Here is a 15,838-nt window from a genome sequence, read left to right on the forward strand (position 1 = left end):
TGCGGATGAGAACAAGGAATTGAAAACGGAAATATCCCGGTTAACGGAAGTTGTCAATAATCAGTCGGGACGTATAGCCGGTTTGGAGACGCAAGTCACAACATTGGAAGCTATCAGTGAGAAACAGCTTACGGAAGCCGAAGAACGTCACAAGGAAGCACTAGAAAGACTTTCGGAGCGAAAGGACATGGAGAAAGAACGTGAATTGCTGGCAATCCGGACGGAGTATCAAGCAAAGCTTGAGAAGGAACGTGAGGACGCAACCGGGAAACTCCGCGAGCAATATGAACAACGTGATCTGCTCCGAGAAGAAATTGCCAAGCTTAAGCAGCCGAAGTCCGACGACGGCGGCAAGTCATCAGAGAAGAAGTAAAAGATCGATCCATACTGAGATTTGTTTCTATCTCACATCTTCTGATGACAGGAGGGGATACACTTGAGCGAAAAGCTTCAAACGTACTTCGAAGAAGATATAGACGATTTTCAAACTTATCTTCAGAATCGAGGGTACACCCTACGTACACAAAATGAATATGTTCGTGAGGTTATCGCATTTCTGGATTATGTTAAAGCACCGACCGCCTCAGTAACTAAAGGGGATATAATGAGATTTCAAAAAGTAATGCGAGATCGAGGCGCCGGTGACGGAGCAATTAACCGAATGATCTCATCTATACGATGCTTTTATAAGGCTCTTATCGAATTCGAAAAGATCCAGGTTAATCCAGCCATCACCGTTCCCAAATCAAAAGTCGAGAAAAACAGGTCACCGGTATTCTTGAGTGAGGAGGAGCTCGCGGATTTTCTTGAATATGTAGATGGACGACACAAAATCCGTAACCTTGCAATATGTCTTCTTATGGCTTATGGGGGTCTGCGCGTATCAGAAGTCCACGCTCTAAATATCGAACATTTTCAATCTGGAGAAAATCCGACACTTCACTTTATGGGTAAAGGAAGGAAATGGAGAACCGTACCGCTCCATGAGAGTGTTGCAGTCATACTTGAAACATATCTGCAGGAGCGGGTAAATCCCAAGGATGGAGATTCCTCAGCTTTCTTCATTTCACAAGAAGGCCGCCGGATTGGACGTAGAACGATACAAAGTATAATCGATCGAGCTACAAGCATCATAAAACAAGCCCGCCCAACTCTTAAGGACAAAAAAATTAGTAGCCATAAATTAAGGCATACCTTTGCTACTAATCACTTCCGGAGCGGCACGGATCTACGAACTCTGCAAGAGCTCCTTGGGCATTCAGATATCTCAACTACGCAGATTTATACTCACGTCGATACGCAGCAGTTAGCCGCGGCACAATCGAGGATTCGTCCGAGAATACCCGCAAATTATTAATGCTTAAAGCAATAAGGGGTTATTTTTTATGGAGTGGCTAGCAATGATTACGATGATCATCGATCATATAGGTTATGTCTGGTTTCCGAATATCCCCGATTGGAGGATCATTGGAAGGATAGCTTTCCCGATATATGCCTTCGGTGTGGCAAGAGGGATGTCGTTTACTCGTGACCCCCAAAAATATATTTTTCGTTTATTATTCCTGGCAGTCATATCCCAACTACCATATTCGCTCTTGTTCAAGAACGAGTCAATAAATGTGATTGCCGCCTTTACTATTATCGTATTTGCTTTATACCGTGTAGAAGCTGCAGAGAAGTTAAGAGAAAAGCTGTTTTGGTTTATTGGAGCGGGGCTGCTGCTTGATATTTCAGGAACTGATTACGGATCATATGCGTTGTTGCTAGTCGCAATTTACCGTTATACACGTGGGTTTGAAGCGATTTTTTTACATATTCTAATCAATATTTTTGCTTGGTTTGCTTTTCATATGCCTTTACAGGTGTGGAGTATCATTCCAACACTCGCGCTGGCTTGGGTACCTCTCAGTAAAGCAGAGATTTCACCTAAGTTTAAAGTTCCTTCGTGGCTCTGGAGGAGCTTTTATCCGGTGCACTTAATGATGCTCTGGCTTCTTGCCTACTTCTTGCATTAAAATAAACACTCGGAGATTGAGGGAGAACCTATGTTGCAATGTAACCAGTGTAATCAACAGATCGAAACAAAGACGTCAACAAATATACGCCAATTTGACGGGGGGACCTTGTACGTTACGGATGTCTCTGTGCAAAAGTGTGATTGCGATGAACAGATTTTACTCGGAGATGGGGCACTGATCGCTGGTTATGCAAGATTTCTTAGTGATCGTAAGATCATTGGTAATGTCACAGTCTCTTTCACAGAGCTGAAACTGAAATTCGTTATAGAAGATTTTTTTCAGACTAATGCAGAACAATATGACACGATTTGAACGACGTGCAGCTTGATTGTCACGCCGACGACGACGTTTTACGACTACTATCATTACGTAAAATAGAGAGGAACAGGAATTGTATGGACAATCGTGAGTTTCTAACTGGGGAACGTATTTGCGAATTTTTTCAAATACCTGTCCCTCCCGCTATATGGGAGGAGTCCGGACTATCTGTAAATGACCTCCTGGGATTTCATTTTGACGCCGTAACAGGAGAAATTATTATTCGTCGAGAGAATCAAAATTCAGGAGAGAACGAGGAAGAATCACTTCATGCAATCAAAGTGATTCAAAAATTCAAGTCATATACGTTGCAACGTGGGGAACGAAGTGAATTATCTAAAAAAACTGTAACATCGTATATACAGAATCTTGAAAAAATACTCAAATTCTTAGCTGAAACTGGACGAGAGAACCTTAACTTAGAGTATCTCAATGAAGAGATCTTCGATGAGTTTATGCGAACGATCCCAAACGCTAAAAATAATACGATCAAGTTCTATCGAGCGCTTATTAATTTGATTTTTCAATTTGTAAATAAGAGTGACCTTGCAATAACTTACATCAAAAACGGAATTGATCCCAAACAAGTTGAACTGCACGAAATCGAATATTTTACTGAAAGCGAAGTTGCCAAACTTCTGAATCCTAGAGAGTATTACGCTGAACTGACGGGCCCTAAACGTCACGCTATAATAAAATTCTTCCTTGAGACCGGTTGTCTTTCAGGAGAACTATCACAAGTTAAGGTCCGTGACTTTGATATCGAGAATAATCTTATTACATTGCCCATTAGAGAGTCTGCTGAAACTAGAAAAGTACCTATGAGTGATTCTCTTAAAGATACCATTATTGATTATTTGAATTACTCTGGTTGTAACGAATGGTCCAGAGATAACGATGGGTATTTATTTATTCCACTTACTTTCGGAGATAGAACGAAACCCTATTCTCAAAGGTCAACAACTGGTCTAGTAACAGAACATTTCGAGAAAGTTGGTTTAGTAGGTACGCCGATAAAATTGCGTCACACATATGCTATGAAACTTTTGCGGACAGGCACACCTTTAGAAGAACTGGCAGCTCTAATGGGATATAATGACACGAAAACAGTAATTAGATATGCCGTCGCCTTAGATAAGGAAACATCCCTTGAATGAGCAAATGAAACGTCAGTGCTTCCTGGTCCCAGTAGGCAATCTTGCTTGTGTCGAGGGCTCGACGATGCGAATGCGAACTCGTACTGAGGGTGATCAAAGTCAAATGTCTCTCTAAAACTGATACAAAGGAAATATTTGCTAATTTGTCGAATCTAATTATAATAGTTTCATTCTAATTAGGGAGGCATATTTGAAAATGGATCATCCCGCACACTCTATTAAAAATAAACCCGAAGATGCATCTAACAAATCACCCGAAGAAATTCGGACACACGCCCCTACATCAAATTTTCAACTGCAAAGAGCTTTATCTCCATCAACGCCCATTAGTCCGGCACATATTTCGCTACTGCAAAAGACAGTAGGCAATCGAGCGGTCACTCAACTCATGCAATCCCGAATGAACGAACCGCTTCAAAAAAAAGAAAATAAAACGGGTATGCCGGAACAATTGAAAACGGGAGTAGAAAACTTATCGGGAATAGATCTGTCCGATGTGAGGGTTCATTATGGATCGGATAAACCGGCACAGCTGCAGGCACTTGCCTACGCCCAAGGAAATGAAGTACATATTGGTCCCGGTCAAGAGGAGCATCTGCCACACGAAGCGTGGCACATCGTGCAGCAACGGCAGGGCAGGGTATCCCCTAGCCTTCAGGTCGGAGGAACAGCTATCAATGACGATCCTGAGCTCGAGCGGGAAGCGGACGAGCAAGGACAACGGGCTATTTCCATGTCTCTACAGAGCGAGGAGACTTCCTTTGCGCAACGGAAGCCAAAAGAGCAGGCAGAGCAGACCAGTGCCTCTGTCGCCCAACTGAGCAATGCGGTCGATTTTGTTCTTGGTGTTGGCTCGTACAATTTGATCACTCAATCCATAATCGCAAACGGAAGAAGTTATAACGATGCTCCATTTTTGGCCTCAAGTGCGCAAAATTTAATTGATTCCGGAATGTCTGCACAAGAAGCAAGAGGATTGTTAATTGCTATGTTTCCAGTAATCGACAGACAGCCTGTGCTAGGTAGAGCGGTCGGTTACGCCGCGCAAATGAGGCAAAACAATGTACCTTATGCGACCATTATAGGGGTTCTGACGCAGCATCCCGACATATCTCTTAGTCAGCAACAGTCCGCAGGCGTCATTCAATTGACCTCCTTAAACGCCTGGACATTTCTTAGTATCGACTCGATTTTGCAAGCCTACGCAGCAAATGCCAACGGGCTTTCGCTGCAGCAGTGGGCGACCATTGCGGCCCGCTTTCCCGCCAACAATTTTGCCGACGCTGTCGCATTCTCGCAAATTGCGAATTGGAACTCGGTCGCAATAATCGCATTGGCGCAAGCCTTTACCGCCAATGCTAACACTCTGACGGCAGCCGAATGGGTGACGGTTGCTGGCATATTGGGTAATAATCAGCACGCAAATACAATCGCTTTCGCCCAGTTAGCCAATTGGGGCGCGGCTGAGATCGGAACGTTGGCGCAGGCATTCGTCAATAACGCCAACGGGCTGACCGCAGCCAATTGGATTACGTTGGCCGGATACATGGGCAACAATGCTCATGCCGATACTATCTCTTTCGCGCAGATTCCTGGTTGGAATGCTGCTTCCATCTTGGCGATTGCCCAACATTTCGGCAATAATGATTATGGCAATGACGCTGCGACCTGGACAGCGCTGGCTGCACGCAGATTAAATAACCCGGAGTACATTAGAGAGCTTGCACATTATGTCGGTAACGGTTGGCCGGATCAAATCAATTTCAACGGAGGCGTCGCCTTGCTTGGATTGGTTTCGGACGGCATCATGTACGGGAGCGGCAATCCCCATGTCACGATTCACGGACATGACGAAAACACAGGAGTCGGAGCATGGCGTTCCAATCCGGAATACCACGTGAGACTGGATGCAGGCAGTGCCAATGTATATGATTTCGTGGGCAATCAGGATAGTTTTTACAATAACGTAGATATGGACAATGCGCAGATTGCTCGCAATTTAGCTGTTCAATTCCGCAATGAGATGAACAGATGAAGAGAAGAAGTTCCCGAATAATCAAGTCGTTCATTTTATGAAGAAGTATTAACTCAATGGAGCGGCAGTCTTGGACTTTATTCTTCTCGTCCAAGGCTACCTCCACTGTTTCTTAATTTGAAGTAGTTCTAAAACTTATTTTTAGAACCTTTTAATGCCTCTCGCATTTCAATAGTCATGCAGGCTCGGGCAATTATAGATTCAACGCATGCCTCCACCTCGTAACCTCTTGGAATCGGAATTATATCTTTATTTTCTTCGATCTCCTTCAAGTCGTACCGAACCATCCCCTCATATCTATACTTATTCACTCCTTGGTTGTGCAATAAATTATAGACCTGCGCGTTATGCTTATACATAAATTGTTGTTTTAGTTCTTGAAGACTGTAAAGTTTGTCTGGAATTTCATTGACAGAAAGTAGTATCGTGTTCTCTTGGAATTCTTTCTTGAACAAGCTTAAAGAAGCTTCAACCAAAAGAGCTAATTTAGATTGGCTGCCAGCCAATTGTGCAAAACTTTCAAACATAGCATGTGATTGGAACGCCATATATGTAAGAAGATCGTAACGGTGTTCTCGCTCAACATGCACCTGCAGAAACTCCTCAAATGATGATCGGTGAAGTAAAATCCGTTTTTGTAACAGTGAGATAGTATCCACGGAGAGATCCGCAAATTCCTCAGACTCCCGAATTGCCTTGCGAATAATCGAGTTGATATTAATATGTGGCACTTTCGGTTTCAACTCCTGTAATACGTACACATAGGAGCAACCCAGGTAGGCACCCGCTTCCTCTAGAGAAAGATTAAACCCGGTATCCATGTATGATAAATAAACCACGACAATATCACGCATTTTTTTGCCTTTCCCGTCGATTTTAATGGCCATCTCATTTTTTTGATTCCATTCCCTTTTAGGAAGCGATGAATCTATGTTGTCCTTGTACATAACGTATCACCAAACCTTCTTAAGTTATATATAATTATAATTTAAAGAATGGTTATATGAAAGGTCGTAGCCGTGTACAATGTCCTTGTCCGCCAGGATCAAAGCCATTGATTGATAAAATATTTTGCGATGTGAGCAGCATAAATGTAACTTGCAATTCAGGCTGCTCTTTGACTGTTCCCGATATTAGCAAATTCACATAACTAAGAAAAGGTGATTCATTTAGAAGAAGAGTGCTTGCGAAATTCAGTTTTGCTGTAGCAGCGGTTTGTACCGCTAGGCACCGTTAATTTATGATTGATCAGAACTTTACAAAAAAATTTGATATAATTGTATTAGTCATTCGTAACCATTAATTTAGGCGGAGATAATTCATGGTCAAACTAGGCACTCCTCAATTTAGGGATCTTAAGAATTCTTTTAATTTATCCCCTAATGACATACTAAAGCTAAATCAGAATTTGAAACGAAAAGTTCGTTTAATTTCAGGATATAAAAGAGTAGTTCATTCTAAGGCGGGATTGTTAAATAGATACCCATATCTAAAATTGTACTGGGATTATGAAAAGAATACTGGCATAAATCCGAGGCACTTATTTCCGAACAGCGAAGTTTATGTATGGTGGACATGTCGCTTAAACCATTCTGTTAGAATGAAAGTGAAAAGTAGAATAAAGTTTGTTGATTGCAGGATCTGTGAGAAAATGATTACGCCCATCGATGGTTCCCTGCTTGAGCTATATCCTCATATTGCTAAAGAGTGGGATTACGAAAAGAACTATCCACTTTTACCCACCGCAATTAAACCGAAAAAACGCGATAAAGTCTGGTGGTTGTGTACCGAAAAGCAGCACAGCTATCAAGCTAGTCCTGATAATAGAGTTGGGAATTGGTCAGGATGTAAACGTTGCGCCAGTAGTAGGCCAAGAAGAAGAAGGCAACATTATTTATCTGATCACTGAAGCGGGGGATGTGGGAATCAGTACATAATATCAATGGTTTCCATTCAAGTCCCATTCAATCCTCGAAGAGGTGATTAAACTTTTTATGCTAGAAATCAAAGCAGCCTACTATAGAACACTAATTGAAAGATTGGACTACTTATTAATCGATCTATACAAAAGCAACCCTGAGTACGGAATAGCATCGGATATAGCCCAAAACCCCGTCATTACTTCTTTAACTAAAGAGCTTAGGAAAAACCCTTTGGATTACGTGGCTCCCACCAGAAAGGGAGTTATATTCCACCTCGATCATCTCAAAGACTTGCGATCTGAATTGGCAGCGAAACTAGCAGTAGAACTTCAGGTAGCTCAAAAGGTATTTGAGTTCGAATTGGGACGCATCGGAGCAATAAATGATATTCAAATTAGTATAATCGATAACAAATTTAGACTTCAAAATAATGATTATTATTGGATCGGAGACGCTGAGAGTGTAATTAATCATGTTCTTTTATTAGAAGATGGAGCAGGTGTAATGCGTTTATTGGATAAAATTAACACTTAGTGCGTTTGGAGTCTTTTTTTGTAAGTAGCACATAGGTGGGTCTTGCTCTTCTAGTTGGGGCGTTTTCTATAGCAACAATGGAGATTTCGGATATAACGAAATCCGACGAAGAAATAGAACGAAAGATACTCATATTTAAGCATCATACTTTACCAAAAAAACAACAAGGTAGGTTCAATGAAAAAGAAAATATTATATTTATCCTTAATCATGTTTCTAATAATAGGCGTATCTTATCTATATAAAATAGGATTACTCCCACAAGAATCTTACTCAACTAATCAAGACGCATCAACTCAATACACAATCATAATACCATCAGATCGTTTCCCAGAAACCGCGGCACATGTCAAAGCAGCTATTGAACATGGTGAAACTCCAGTATGTACAATTGACCGCAAAGGTGCAGAAGAGAATCGCAAGGAGTCATTAAAAGGTATCCCTACAAAACCTAATAAAGACAGAGATGAGTTTCCAATGGCAATGTGTGCAGAGGGTGGTGCTGGTGCAGATATTGCTTATGTAACCCCATCAGACAATCGTGGAGCAGGATCATGGGTAGGAAACCAATTAGAGAATTATCCTGATGGAACTAAAGTGATGATAATGGTAAAGTGATATTTATGAGATCAATTTAAGGCTATTCGGGGTCCATTTTTCCGATGATGGGAATTAGGAGGCGATTTTCATGTGCGGAAGGTATACTATTACTGCCACTTTAGACGAATTGCTAGAACGCTATGGAGTTCACGACACACCCATCCAGAATTATCGAGCAAATTTTAACGCAGCTCCTACACAGATGCTCCCGGTTGTCATTAACGATGAGAACAATAATTTTTTGGAGCTTATGAAATGGGGACTTATCCCATCGTGGGCAAAGGATCCAAAGATTGCATTTAAAACCATCAATGCTCGGGCAGAAACTGTCGCTGAGAAGCCCGCATTCCGCACATCTATCCGGCGCAAGAGATGCATAATACCTGCCTGCTCTTTTTATGAATGGAAAAATGTCGGGGCAAACAAGCAGCCGATGCGGATTACTTTGAAATCGGGTGAATTATTTAGCATGGCTGGAGTTCATGACTCATGGACAGACCCGGAAGGAAAACAGGTTAATTCATATTCCATTGTTACGACCTCTTACAACGATCTAATGAAGGACATCCACGACAGAATGCCTGTGATTCTTAAGCGAGAAGATGAGGCGCTATGGTTAGATCGTGGCACGAATGAACCCGAGTTGATCCGACATTTAATGGTTCCCTTCCTTTCAGACCAAATGAAAGCTTACCCCGTTACGACGCGTGTAGGGAATGTGAGAAATAACGATCCGGATCTGATTAAAGAAGCCTAATAAAGAGAGGAGAATGCCCTCATGATCGATAAATACCTTTACTCAAGGAAAAGGATAAGACTATGTTCGTTTTTGAAAAATCAGGCAAATATTATGGTCATATTGTCAAAAATAAAACCGACAAGGCACCGGCAAAATTGATCTTTGAAACTCCTAAATTCGGCACCGTTGAAGAATTAAAAGCTGAATATCCATCAGCGGAAGTTTAGGGCAGTGTCATTGCTTTACGGTCGCTTAGCTACGGTCTGTATAAGTTCTTTATGTTAAAATTTCTTTCGTACAAGGGTGATTTATGAATCATGAGAAAATCCACCTTTCATTTCATTATGAAACCTGCAAATCCGAACTAGAGTTAGCCAGGATATGCAGATCTATGGATCAATGTGGCGGCAGAGTGGACGAAAAATATTTTATACATGGCTCTGCATCTATTACTGTCATCTTTAGTAATGAAAAAGAAAGTAATATGTTTTTGGAACGATTTAAGGAAACTGAAGAATATAAAAAATCTGAAGAAGGTCTACGAGAACATGAAGCGATGGATTTTGTAAATACGGTTCGTCGCGGCTTCATGCAGTGGACCGATGATCGTCTTAAGTCGATCCTTGCCAATCATGACGGCTGGTGGCGTAAGCGTGGTACTCAGGAAACATGGGATCAACTGGTTGTATTTTTAAACGAAAGATACATCACGATTGAGCCTCATTTCTATGTGGAAGTTGATCCACCCCAAGATCCTGATGAATGGCAAGAGAATGACTTGTCTCGAGTTGTGTATGAATGTTTCCATGGTCGTGGTAATGGTGCTATACAATACATGAAATGGTGCGCATATCACTGGCTAAGAGCGCAAGGAATCTCCGACGATGAGATAACATTTCCAACGAGCCTTGCGAACATTGCAGCGAACTCAAAAGCAATATCGATCAAAGTCGGTGAGGGCGACCCCTTTCAAATTATCTATCACATATTAGCAGACCCTGAAGCGACATATATCCATTTTCCATATGGAGAACTGCCGGTTCTTTATCGACTGAAGGGAACTCCAAGGTTGTACCAGTTTCTCCAGGGCGATAAGTTTCATCGAATGTTTATTGCTAATTGCATCGAGATCAATCAGCAGAGAAAGGCAGTATCGTATCAAGAAGAAGAACTGGTTAAGGAAAAGGAGCAAAGGGAGTTACTCGAGGAACAGGAGCGGGAGAGAAGGGAAAGATGCATCCTTGACCGATATGAGGATACAGCGGTTTTCTACGCTTCTGAGGTTCATGAATTTCTGCAGAATGATCCATCTATCGATAAGTCGTTGCGGCACTCAACCTATGATGACGTAAAAAAGTGGATCAAATCCTTGGAACTTTACGCGACGAAGCACGGTAATCGGTGGGTAGTAAGTAAACAACATTTAGTTCAATTCATCAAGTGGAAGAAAAATCCTCCAAATCGGCTTGATTGGAGAAGATGGGATCATAAACTGAAGATTGATTTCATGGAGTATCACAATAAAGCAGTTAGGGAACAAGTCAGTGAGGATTTAGTACTCTATAATTTCGCTATAAAGCATGAACTTCATCTAGATGATTGCAAGTTGAGTCGAACGATGAACTTCGAGTCCGAATATGATGAAGAATTTACTAGATTCCTCAGGCTTGAAGATCCAGTGCATGAAGAAAATTTATTATCAGAAATTCATAGATATGTTTTTAATGACCGGTATATAAGTGAAACAGCAACTGCGGTTGAGCACCCTCATACTCCAGATGTGTGGGATGACCCCCAAAATGTGGAGACGTTCAAAAACCATGCACTTAATGGGATTAAGGCGGGAACTTCAATGGACAATATTTTCAACGAGGTAGCCGAATTAATTGTCATCCCTCCCGAGAGGTGCAAACAATACTGGTATCTAATCTTACTGCCTAAGATTCGAGAGACGGTTGAGCAAATCCGTTCTGAACTCTATCCAGAGTGGGATTCCAAACATGACCAACTTTTAATTGATGAAATGATCGATGGGGCTCGTACTGGTCAAACGGTAGAGCAAGTAGTAAGAAAAGTGTCAGCGTTGATAAACATACCCTCAAATAAGCTTAAAAATCGTTGGAATACGGCCCTTGCAAAACAATATAGAGAAGAGATAACTAACATCAAGAAAGAACTCGAAAATTCATGGGGCGAGGAACATGATCAAAAGTTAACTGCCTTGATTAAAGATGCAGGTGTTAAAGAGGGAATTGACATTGCGAGGAAAGAGTTGCAGAGGCACTTACATGACGTCGTGAAGCGAGTTCACTTCTTGGGACTCACTAAAGACAAGCTATCTGATTAACTTTAATAAGATACTCGATACTCTGAGGACGGACCGGAAGAGAAAATAAAAAAGACTTTAATCAACCTGAGGAGGTAAAGGTGATTACAGTCTTTTTTGCGGTTTTTTGCTAGTATAAATTAGAGTCTAAATCCTGCAGTTGAACCTGCCAATTGTTGTTCAGTGATCTGAACCATTCTCGGCAAATGACATTAAAATAGTCCCATAAAATTAACTTGCTGATCCTACATAGAAACGAGAGACGTCAAAAATGGTACTGAAACATTTGATAGTTGCCGCCTTGAACACTAAATATTTAATTGAGAGACAGCTATGATGCAAACTCTGTGGCATCGATTTTAGAAAAACAGGCAAAAGTGATAGGATTAAAGATATAATAAATATATATTACATCACAACAAAAAGAGATTACAATTCCCTGAGGAGAAAAAGGTATTGTAATCTTTTTTGTGCTTGCTCCTACATCAAAGTATTAGCGTTGGAAGCTGGATAGTTGTTGCTCAGCTATTTGCACTAATCTCTTTGTAATATTGCCACCTATGGCACCTGCATCACGTGTGGCAATGTTTCCGTTGTATGCGTTTGGTTGGAATGGAATTCCAAGTTCTTGAGCTATTTCAATCTTCAACTGATTTAAGGCAGCCTTTGCTTGGGGAACTACTAAAGTGTTGTTATTAGCCATTTATGCAACTCCTTCTCTAGGTGTAATATTATGATGTGGAGTGTAAGGAATTCTTATACATTTAAATTTACTGATGTCAAGTTTCTAGCTCTGTTCATGATATTGAGAAAGGTTTGAATATCATCTACTCCAAATTGATCATTAGTTTTTGCTATATCAGAATTTTTCTTTATAGATTTCAGTTCAAGTATTTGATCCTTAAGTTTTTTATTCTCTTGCAATAATTGTTCAAATATATGTGCTTGATCTTGAGCTATCTTTATAATTTGGCCGAATGGATTATCATCATATTGCTGAGATGGATTATCCGATATAGCTGTATTTGATACAGTAACAAATAGTTCTCTTTTCTGTGCTTTTTGTTTATGTTTACTTCTATAAGCTTTTGCTTCTAAAATTTTGTTCTCATACTTTTTTCTTAATTCTTTATTCCAACGAAAACCACAAGCTGCCGCGGTACGATTTATTTTTTCTCCAGTTTCTTCAAAAGCTAGTAACTGAGTACTTCCAGTTTTAATATGGTTTATCACTATCTCAGCTAGAATTGCATCATGGTTATCATTCCAAGCATCTTCGCGCTTCTTATCTTTCAATTTTACTCCACCTACTTCAATATATTGTTGTTATGCATTCTTGCCTATGATATTAAATTTATTCAAAGTTAATGCATAAAAGACCGTATAGAGTATATGCGAGTAATTAAGGATCCGTATATATAAGTTTAATACAGATATACGCTTTCCGGATTCCGATGATCCTCTTTGGGGTTTGGGGTCGAATAAGGTATGGGCCAACCCCTGAGAAATCATTCGCAAATTTTGTGATCCTATACATCTAGGGTCATTTTTGTTGTTGCTAGTTGCAACAAATCTGGTAAAATATTGCTTGATATACTAGATGTCTGGGAGGAAATTATGTCCAAGAATCAAAGAGTAATGCCGCGGAGTGCTGAAACAGTCAGACAAACTATGATGACTTTCCTCAATGGTTGTATCGATGGAATGGAAACGTTACGTGATAGGGAATGGGTTTCGAAGGAACTAGATAAATTACGGAATCCCGCCAAAGCAGTAGAAGGAAGCACTGCGGCCAGACAGATCAAATCAACCGGTGTAGTACGTGCTGTAGATGAGCTTGGCCGTATTGTAATCCCGATGGAACTGCGCCGAACTATGAATATTGGGCATAAAGAGGAGCTAGATATTTACGTAGAGGGAAGTTGGATCATCATTGAGAAGCTGGACAAAGAGGAGAAATGGTGTCGCTTTTGTAAAAGCGAAAATGACCTAAACGAATTTATGGGTGGATACATATGCGAGCCTTGTGTTGGGAAATTGTTCGATACGGAGGAGGAGGCAGCGACAAATGAGTGATGTGATATCATACGAAGAGTATGAGAAGCTTTCACGCGAAGATAGGATCGACATCATGATGCACATGCGCAAGGAGATTCCCGAGAAGGTGATCCGCGAAACGTGGGGCATGGATTACAAAAAATTTTATATGCACTTATATCATTTAGGACTCAAGGGTAAAAATGAATCAGTGGTCTTCCCGTCTCAGGAAAAGAAGAGGAGAGGTCGGCCATCCTTGACTGAAGAAGAGAAGGCAGCGAAAGCAAAAGCCAAGACGCAGAAGAAACAAGACCAAGTCAATAATGGTCGCAAGATCATCGATGCAGAGTTTTCAGTAGTGTCCATGGATAATGGCCAGAGTAATAACAAGGAGATAACTGAGCAAGAGGTAGCAATGGCACTCGCTCAAACCTGCTCAGCATCCCATGAATCTAACCCTAGACTGTCCATAGAGCAAAGTGAGTCTTACATGCGTCGGGAGTTCAAAGGCAGCCCAGAATCAATCGTGAAACGTCTGGCTGCTATATCTGGAATGCTTGAATTAGAAGATTTCGATATGGTTTTAAAGATAGAGGTATACAAAGCATAAAAAGGAGTCCGGGTTTAATCAGACCTCGGGCTCTTTTTCTTAGTTGGCGATATTGGGGGCAGGTGAAGCTGATACCAACAAAACAACCGGGTGTTACTGAGACAAAAACTCATGAATTTTCCACATCAGAGAAGATACCACAAGCTCCAGTACTATTGAGATCATTAAAGCGCTTATAAAAGCCTATGGGGATATGGTGGCCAGGTTCGAGTGTTAGAAGAAAATAAAGTTTTAGACTGAAAAGTATTACTGAGAAAAAATAGGTTTAGACTGCCGCGCCGGCTCGGCAACGGCGGTCGGCATGCGCGGCTGTTTTTTTGGGGACACCGAGACTTTTTTGTTAAACAAGCAGGAGTTTAGTTGCTTTACAATAATAGTTTAACAGCAGTGACATTATTGATTAGTTCTGATGAGTGGGGAAGGTTAGACCGAGAGCCACGATAATTTATTAAAAGGTGGTCCTTACATGGAATATCATAATCAAGTTGAATTAAGTGTTTTTATTTCTATGGATAGTAAGAATCCAGCCTTTAGAGGGATGAGTATTACACAAGTCCAGCATGAGTTTATTTTAGGCGTACTCCCTATGAGAGGTTACCTGTCAAATTTCGATAGAAGCAATTTAAACCCGTATACCACTCTTGTATTATTTCATTATAAATCCAGTGTTATTGCAAGTGCTATTTTTGTTAGACAAGAAGAGATCATTCATGAAAAATATAGGTTTGCATGTTACTTTGGTACTTCATCAATAACGATTTACCAAGACCCTATCACTATCGAAGATTTACAAAAGGTATCTGCAAGGTTCACGAGATTTCAAAGCTATATGCCGTACATCAACCGTGAAGATGTTCCAGCACTATTAATATTACTTGCAAGGAAAAATCCACATCGAGCAAACGAAATAGATAATGATGCTGCTGATGAATTTGTATTGGTAGTAGAACGAGGTATTCAAGAAATTCCAAAAACGGAGAGGGAACAAATTATTCGTTCGCGAATTGGACAATCGTTATTTAGAGACCGACTGTTAAAACAAAGACAACGTTGTGATTTGTGCCCGGTATCAAACCTTAATGTTCTTACAGCGAGTCATATTAAGGAATGGAGTTGCTGTGAGAGCAACTTTGAACGATTAGATCCTGAGAATGGTCTTTTGCTCTGTCCGAATCATGATCGATTGTTTGATAGAAAATTAATATCTTTTGAGGATGATGGTACTATTATAATCTCTACCAAATTAACTGAAGACGACCAAAAGTTCCTGAATATTGATAGGTATCGAAGAATTGACCTCAGTGGAAGGAAGCGGGTTTATATGGCCTTGCATCGACAAGCACTTGGACAATCAGAATAACATAAATGCGACATTAGCCGTTAGTCACAGTTAATCAAAAGCCCCGCTTCATATATGACCATTGAAGCGGGGCTTTTGGTTTGCGGATAAATTTTCCTGATAATACTTAGGTCACATTTAATATGGAACTTTCAATAATATGGTACAATTCATGAATGGATTAGAATAAGATGTCCAGCTTG

General features: G+C 40.7%; 17 protein-coding genes and 1 pseudogene. 15 read left to right on the forward strand and 3 right to left on the reverse strand.

Annotation, left to right across the window (positions count from 1 at the left end; all coding sequences use genetic code 11):
* From QFZ78_RS00005 to QFZ78_RS00030, 6 genes and pseudogenes are all read left to right on the forward strand, one after another.
* A pseudogene (locus QFZ78_RS00005) lies at nt 1-373 on the forward strand (hypothetical protein); the annotation flags it as partial.
* Nucleotides 374-436: 63 nt separating this feature from the next.
* Nucleotides 437-1,357: a tyrosine-type recombinase/integrase gene (locus QFZ78_RS00010; protein ID WP_307544228.1), complete on the forward strand. Its 921-nt coding sequence runs from the start codon at nt 437-439 to the stop codon at nt 1,355-1,357.
* A 28-nt stretch (nt 1,358-1,385) separates the two neighbouring features.
* Complete coding sequence (locus QFZ78_RS00015) at nt 1,386-2,015, forward strand: TraX family protein (RefSeq protein ID WP_307544230.1); 630 nt, start codon at nt 1,386-1,388, stop codon at nt 2,013-2,015.
* 30 nt (nt 2,016-2,045) lie between these two features.
* Nucleotides 2,046-2,330 (forward strand): hypothetical protein, encoded by a 285-nt coding sequence (locus tag QFZ78_RS00020; protein ID WP_307544232.1) that lies wholly within the window; start codon nt 2,046-2,048, stop codon nt 2,328-2,330.
* A gap of 83 nt (nt 2,331-2,413) precedes the next feature.
* Nucleotides 2,414-3,493, forward strand: a complete 1,080-nt coding sequence (locus tag QFZ78_RS00025) for a tyrosine-type recombinase/integrase (RefSeq protein WP_307544235.1) — start codon at nt 2,414-2,416, stop codon at nt 3,491-3,493.
* Nucleotides 3,494-3,689: 196 nt separating this feature from the next.
* Nucleotides 3,690-5,528 carry an eCIS core domain-containing protein gene (locus QFZ78_RS00030; protein ID WP_307544237.1) on the forward strand — a complete coding sequence of 613 codons (1,839 nt, stop codon included), beginning with the start codon at nt 3,690-3,692 and terminating at the stop codon, nt 5,526-5,528.
* Nucleotides 5,529-5,656: 128 nt separating this feature from the next.
* Here QFZ78_RS00030 and QFZ78_RS00035 read toward each other — a convergent pair whose 3' ends face one another.
* Nucleotides 5,657-6,475: a hypothetical protein gene (locus QFZ78_RS00035; protein WP_307544239.1), complete on the reverse strand. Its 819-nt coding sequence runs from the start codon at nt 6,473-6,475 to the stop codon at nt 5,657-5,659.
* Between the two features lie 374 nt (nt 6,476-6,849).
* Between QFZ78_RS00035 and QFZ78_RS00040 the strand changes: the two genes are divergently transcribed.
* From QFZ78_RS00040 to QFZ78_RS00065, 6 genes are all read left to right on the forward strand, one after another.
* Nucleotides 6,850-7,437: a zinc-ribbon domain-containing protein gene (locus tag QFZ78_RS00040; protein WP_307544241.1), complete on the forward strand. Its 588-nt coding sequence runs from the start codon at nt 6,850-6,852 to the stop codon at nt 7,435-7,437.
* An 85-nt stretch (nt 7,438-7,522) separates the two neighbouring features.
* A complete protein-coding gene (locus QFZ78_RS00045; RefSeq protein ID WP_307544244.1) occupies nt 7,523-7,984 on the forward strand; it encodes a hypothetical protein in 462 nt (153 codons plus the stop codon).
* 177 nt (nt 7,985-8,161) lie between these two features.
* Complete coding sequence (locus QFZ78_RS00050; RefSeq protein ID WP_307544246.1) at nt 8,162-8,602, forward strand: NucA/NucB deoxyribonuclease domain-containing protein; 441 nt, start codon at nt 8,162-8,164, stop codon at nt 8,600-8,602.
* A gap of 70 nt (nt 8,603-8,672) precedes the next feature.
* Nucleotides 8,673-9,341: an SOS response-associated peptidase gene (locus tag QFZ78_RS00055; protein WP_307544248.1), complete on the forward strand. Its 669-nt coding sequence runs from the start codon at nt 8,673-8,675 to the stop codon at nt 9,339-9,341.
* A gap of 62 nt (nt 9,342-9,403) precedes the next feature.
* Entirely contained in the window at nt 9,404-9,550 is a 147-nt protein-coding gene (locus QFZ78_RS00060) for a hypothetical protein (RefSeq protein WP_307544251.1), read from the forward strand.
* Between the two features lie 164 nt (nt 9,551-9,714).
* A complete protein-coding gene (locus QFZ78_RS00065) occupies nt 9,715-11,670 on the forward strand; it encodes a hypothetical protein (protein WP_307544253.1) in 1,956 nt (651 codons plus the stop codon).
* Nucleotides 11,671-12,142: 472 nt separating this feature from the next.
* Here the strand turns inward: QFZ78_RS00065 and QFZ78_RS00070 are convergent, their stop codons facing one another.
* Both QFZ78_RS00070 and QFZ78_RS00075 read right to left on the reverse strand, forming a co-directional pair.
* Nucleotides 12,143-12,352 (reverse strand): alpha/beta-type small acid-soluble spore protein, encoded by a 210-nt coding sequence (locus QFZ78_RS00070; RefSeq protein ID WP_307544255.1) that lies wholly within the window; start codon nt 12,350-12,352, stop codon nt 12,143-12,145.
* A gap of 53 nt (nt 12,353-12,405) precedes the next feature.
* The gene (locus QFZ78_RS00075; protein WP_307544258.1) at nt 12,406-12,945 is read right to left on the reverse strand and encodes a hypothetical protein; all 540 of its coding nucleotides are present in this window, start codon (nt 12,943-12,945) and stop codon (nt 12,406-12,408) included.
* A gap of 321 nt (nt 12,946-13,266) precedes the next feature.
* On the opposite strand from QFZ78_RS00075, the gene QFZ78_RS00080 reads away from it, so the two are divergent.
* The 3 genes from QFZ78_RS00080 to QFZ78_RS00090 all read left to right on the forward strand — a co-directional run bounded on the left by QFZ78_RS00080 (nt 13,267) and on the right by QFZ78_RS00090 (nt 15,656).
* Nucleotides 13,267-13,725: an AbrB/MazE/SpoVT family DNA-binding domain-containing protein gene (locus tag QFZ78_RS00080; RefSeq protein WP_307544260.1), complete on the forward strand. Its 459-nt coding sequence runs from the start codon at nt 13,267-13,269 to the stop codon at nt 13,723-13,725.
* Nucleotides 13,718-14,296, forward strand: a complete 579-nt coding sequence (locus QFZ78_RS00085; RefSeq protein ID WP_307544262.1) for a hypothetical protein — start codon at nt 13,718-13,720, stop codon at nt 14,294-14,296. The genes QFZ78_RS00080 and QFZ78_RS00085 overlap by 8 nt, the downstream gene beginning before the upstream one ends.
* A 466-nt stretch (nt 14,297-14,762) precedes the next feature.
* Nucleotides 14,763-15,656: an HNH endonuclease gene (locus QFZ78_RS00090; RefSeq protein ID WP_307544264.1), complete on the forward strand. Its 894-nt coding sequence runs from the start codon at nt 14,763-14,765 to the stop codon at nt 15,654-15,656.
* The last annotated feature ends 182 nt before the right edge of the window (nt 15,657-15,838 follow it).

The organism is Paenibacillus sp. V4I5 (assembly GCF_030817255.1).
GTDB lineage: Bacteria > Bacillota > Bacilli > Paenibacillales > NBRC-103111 > Paenibacillus_E.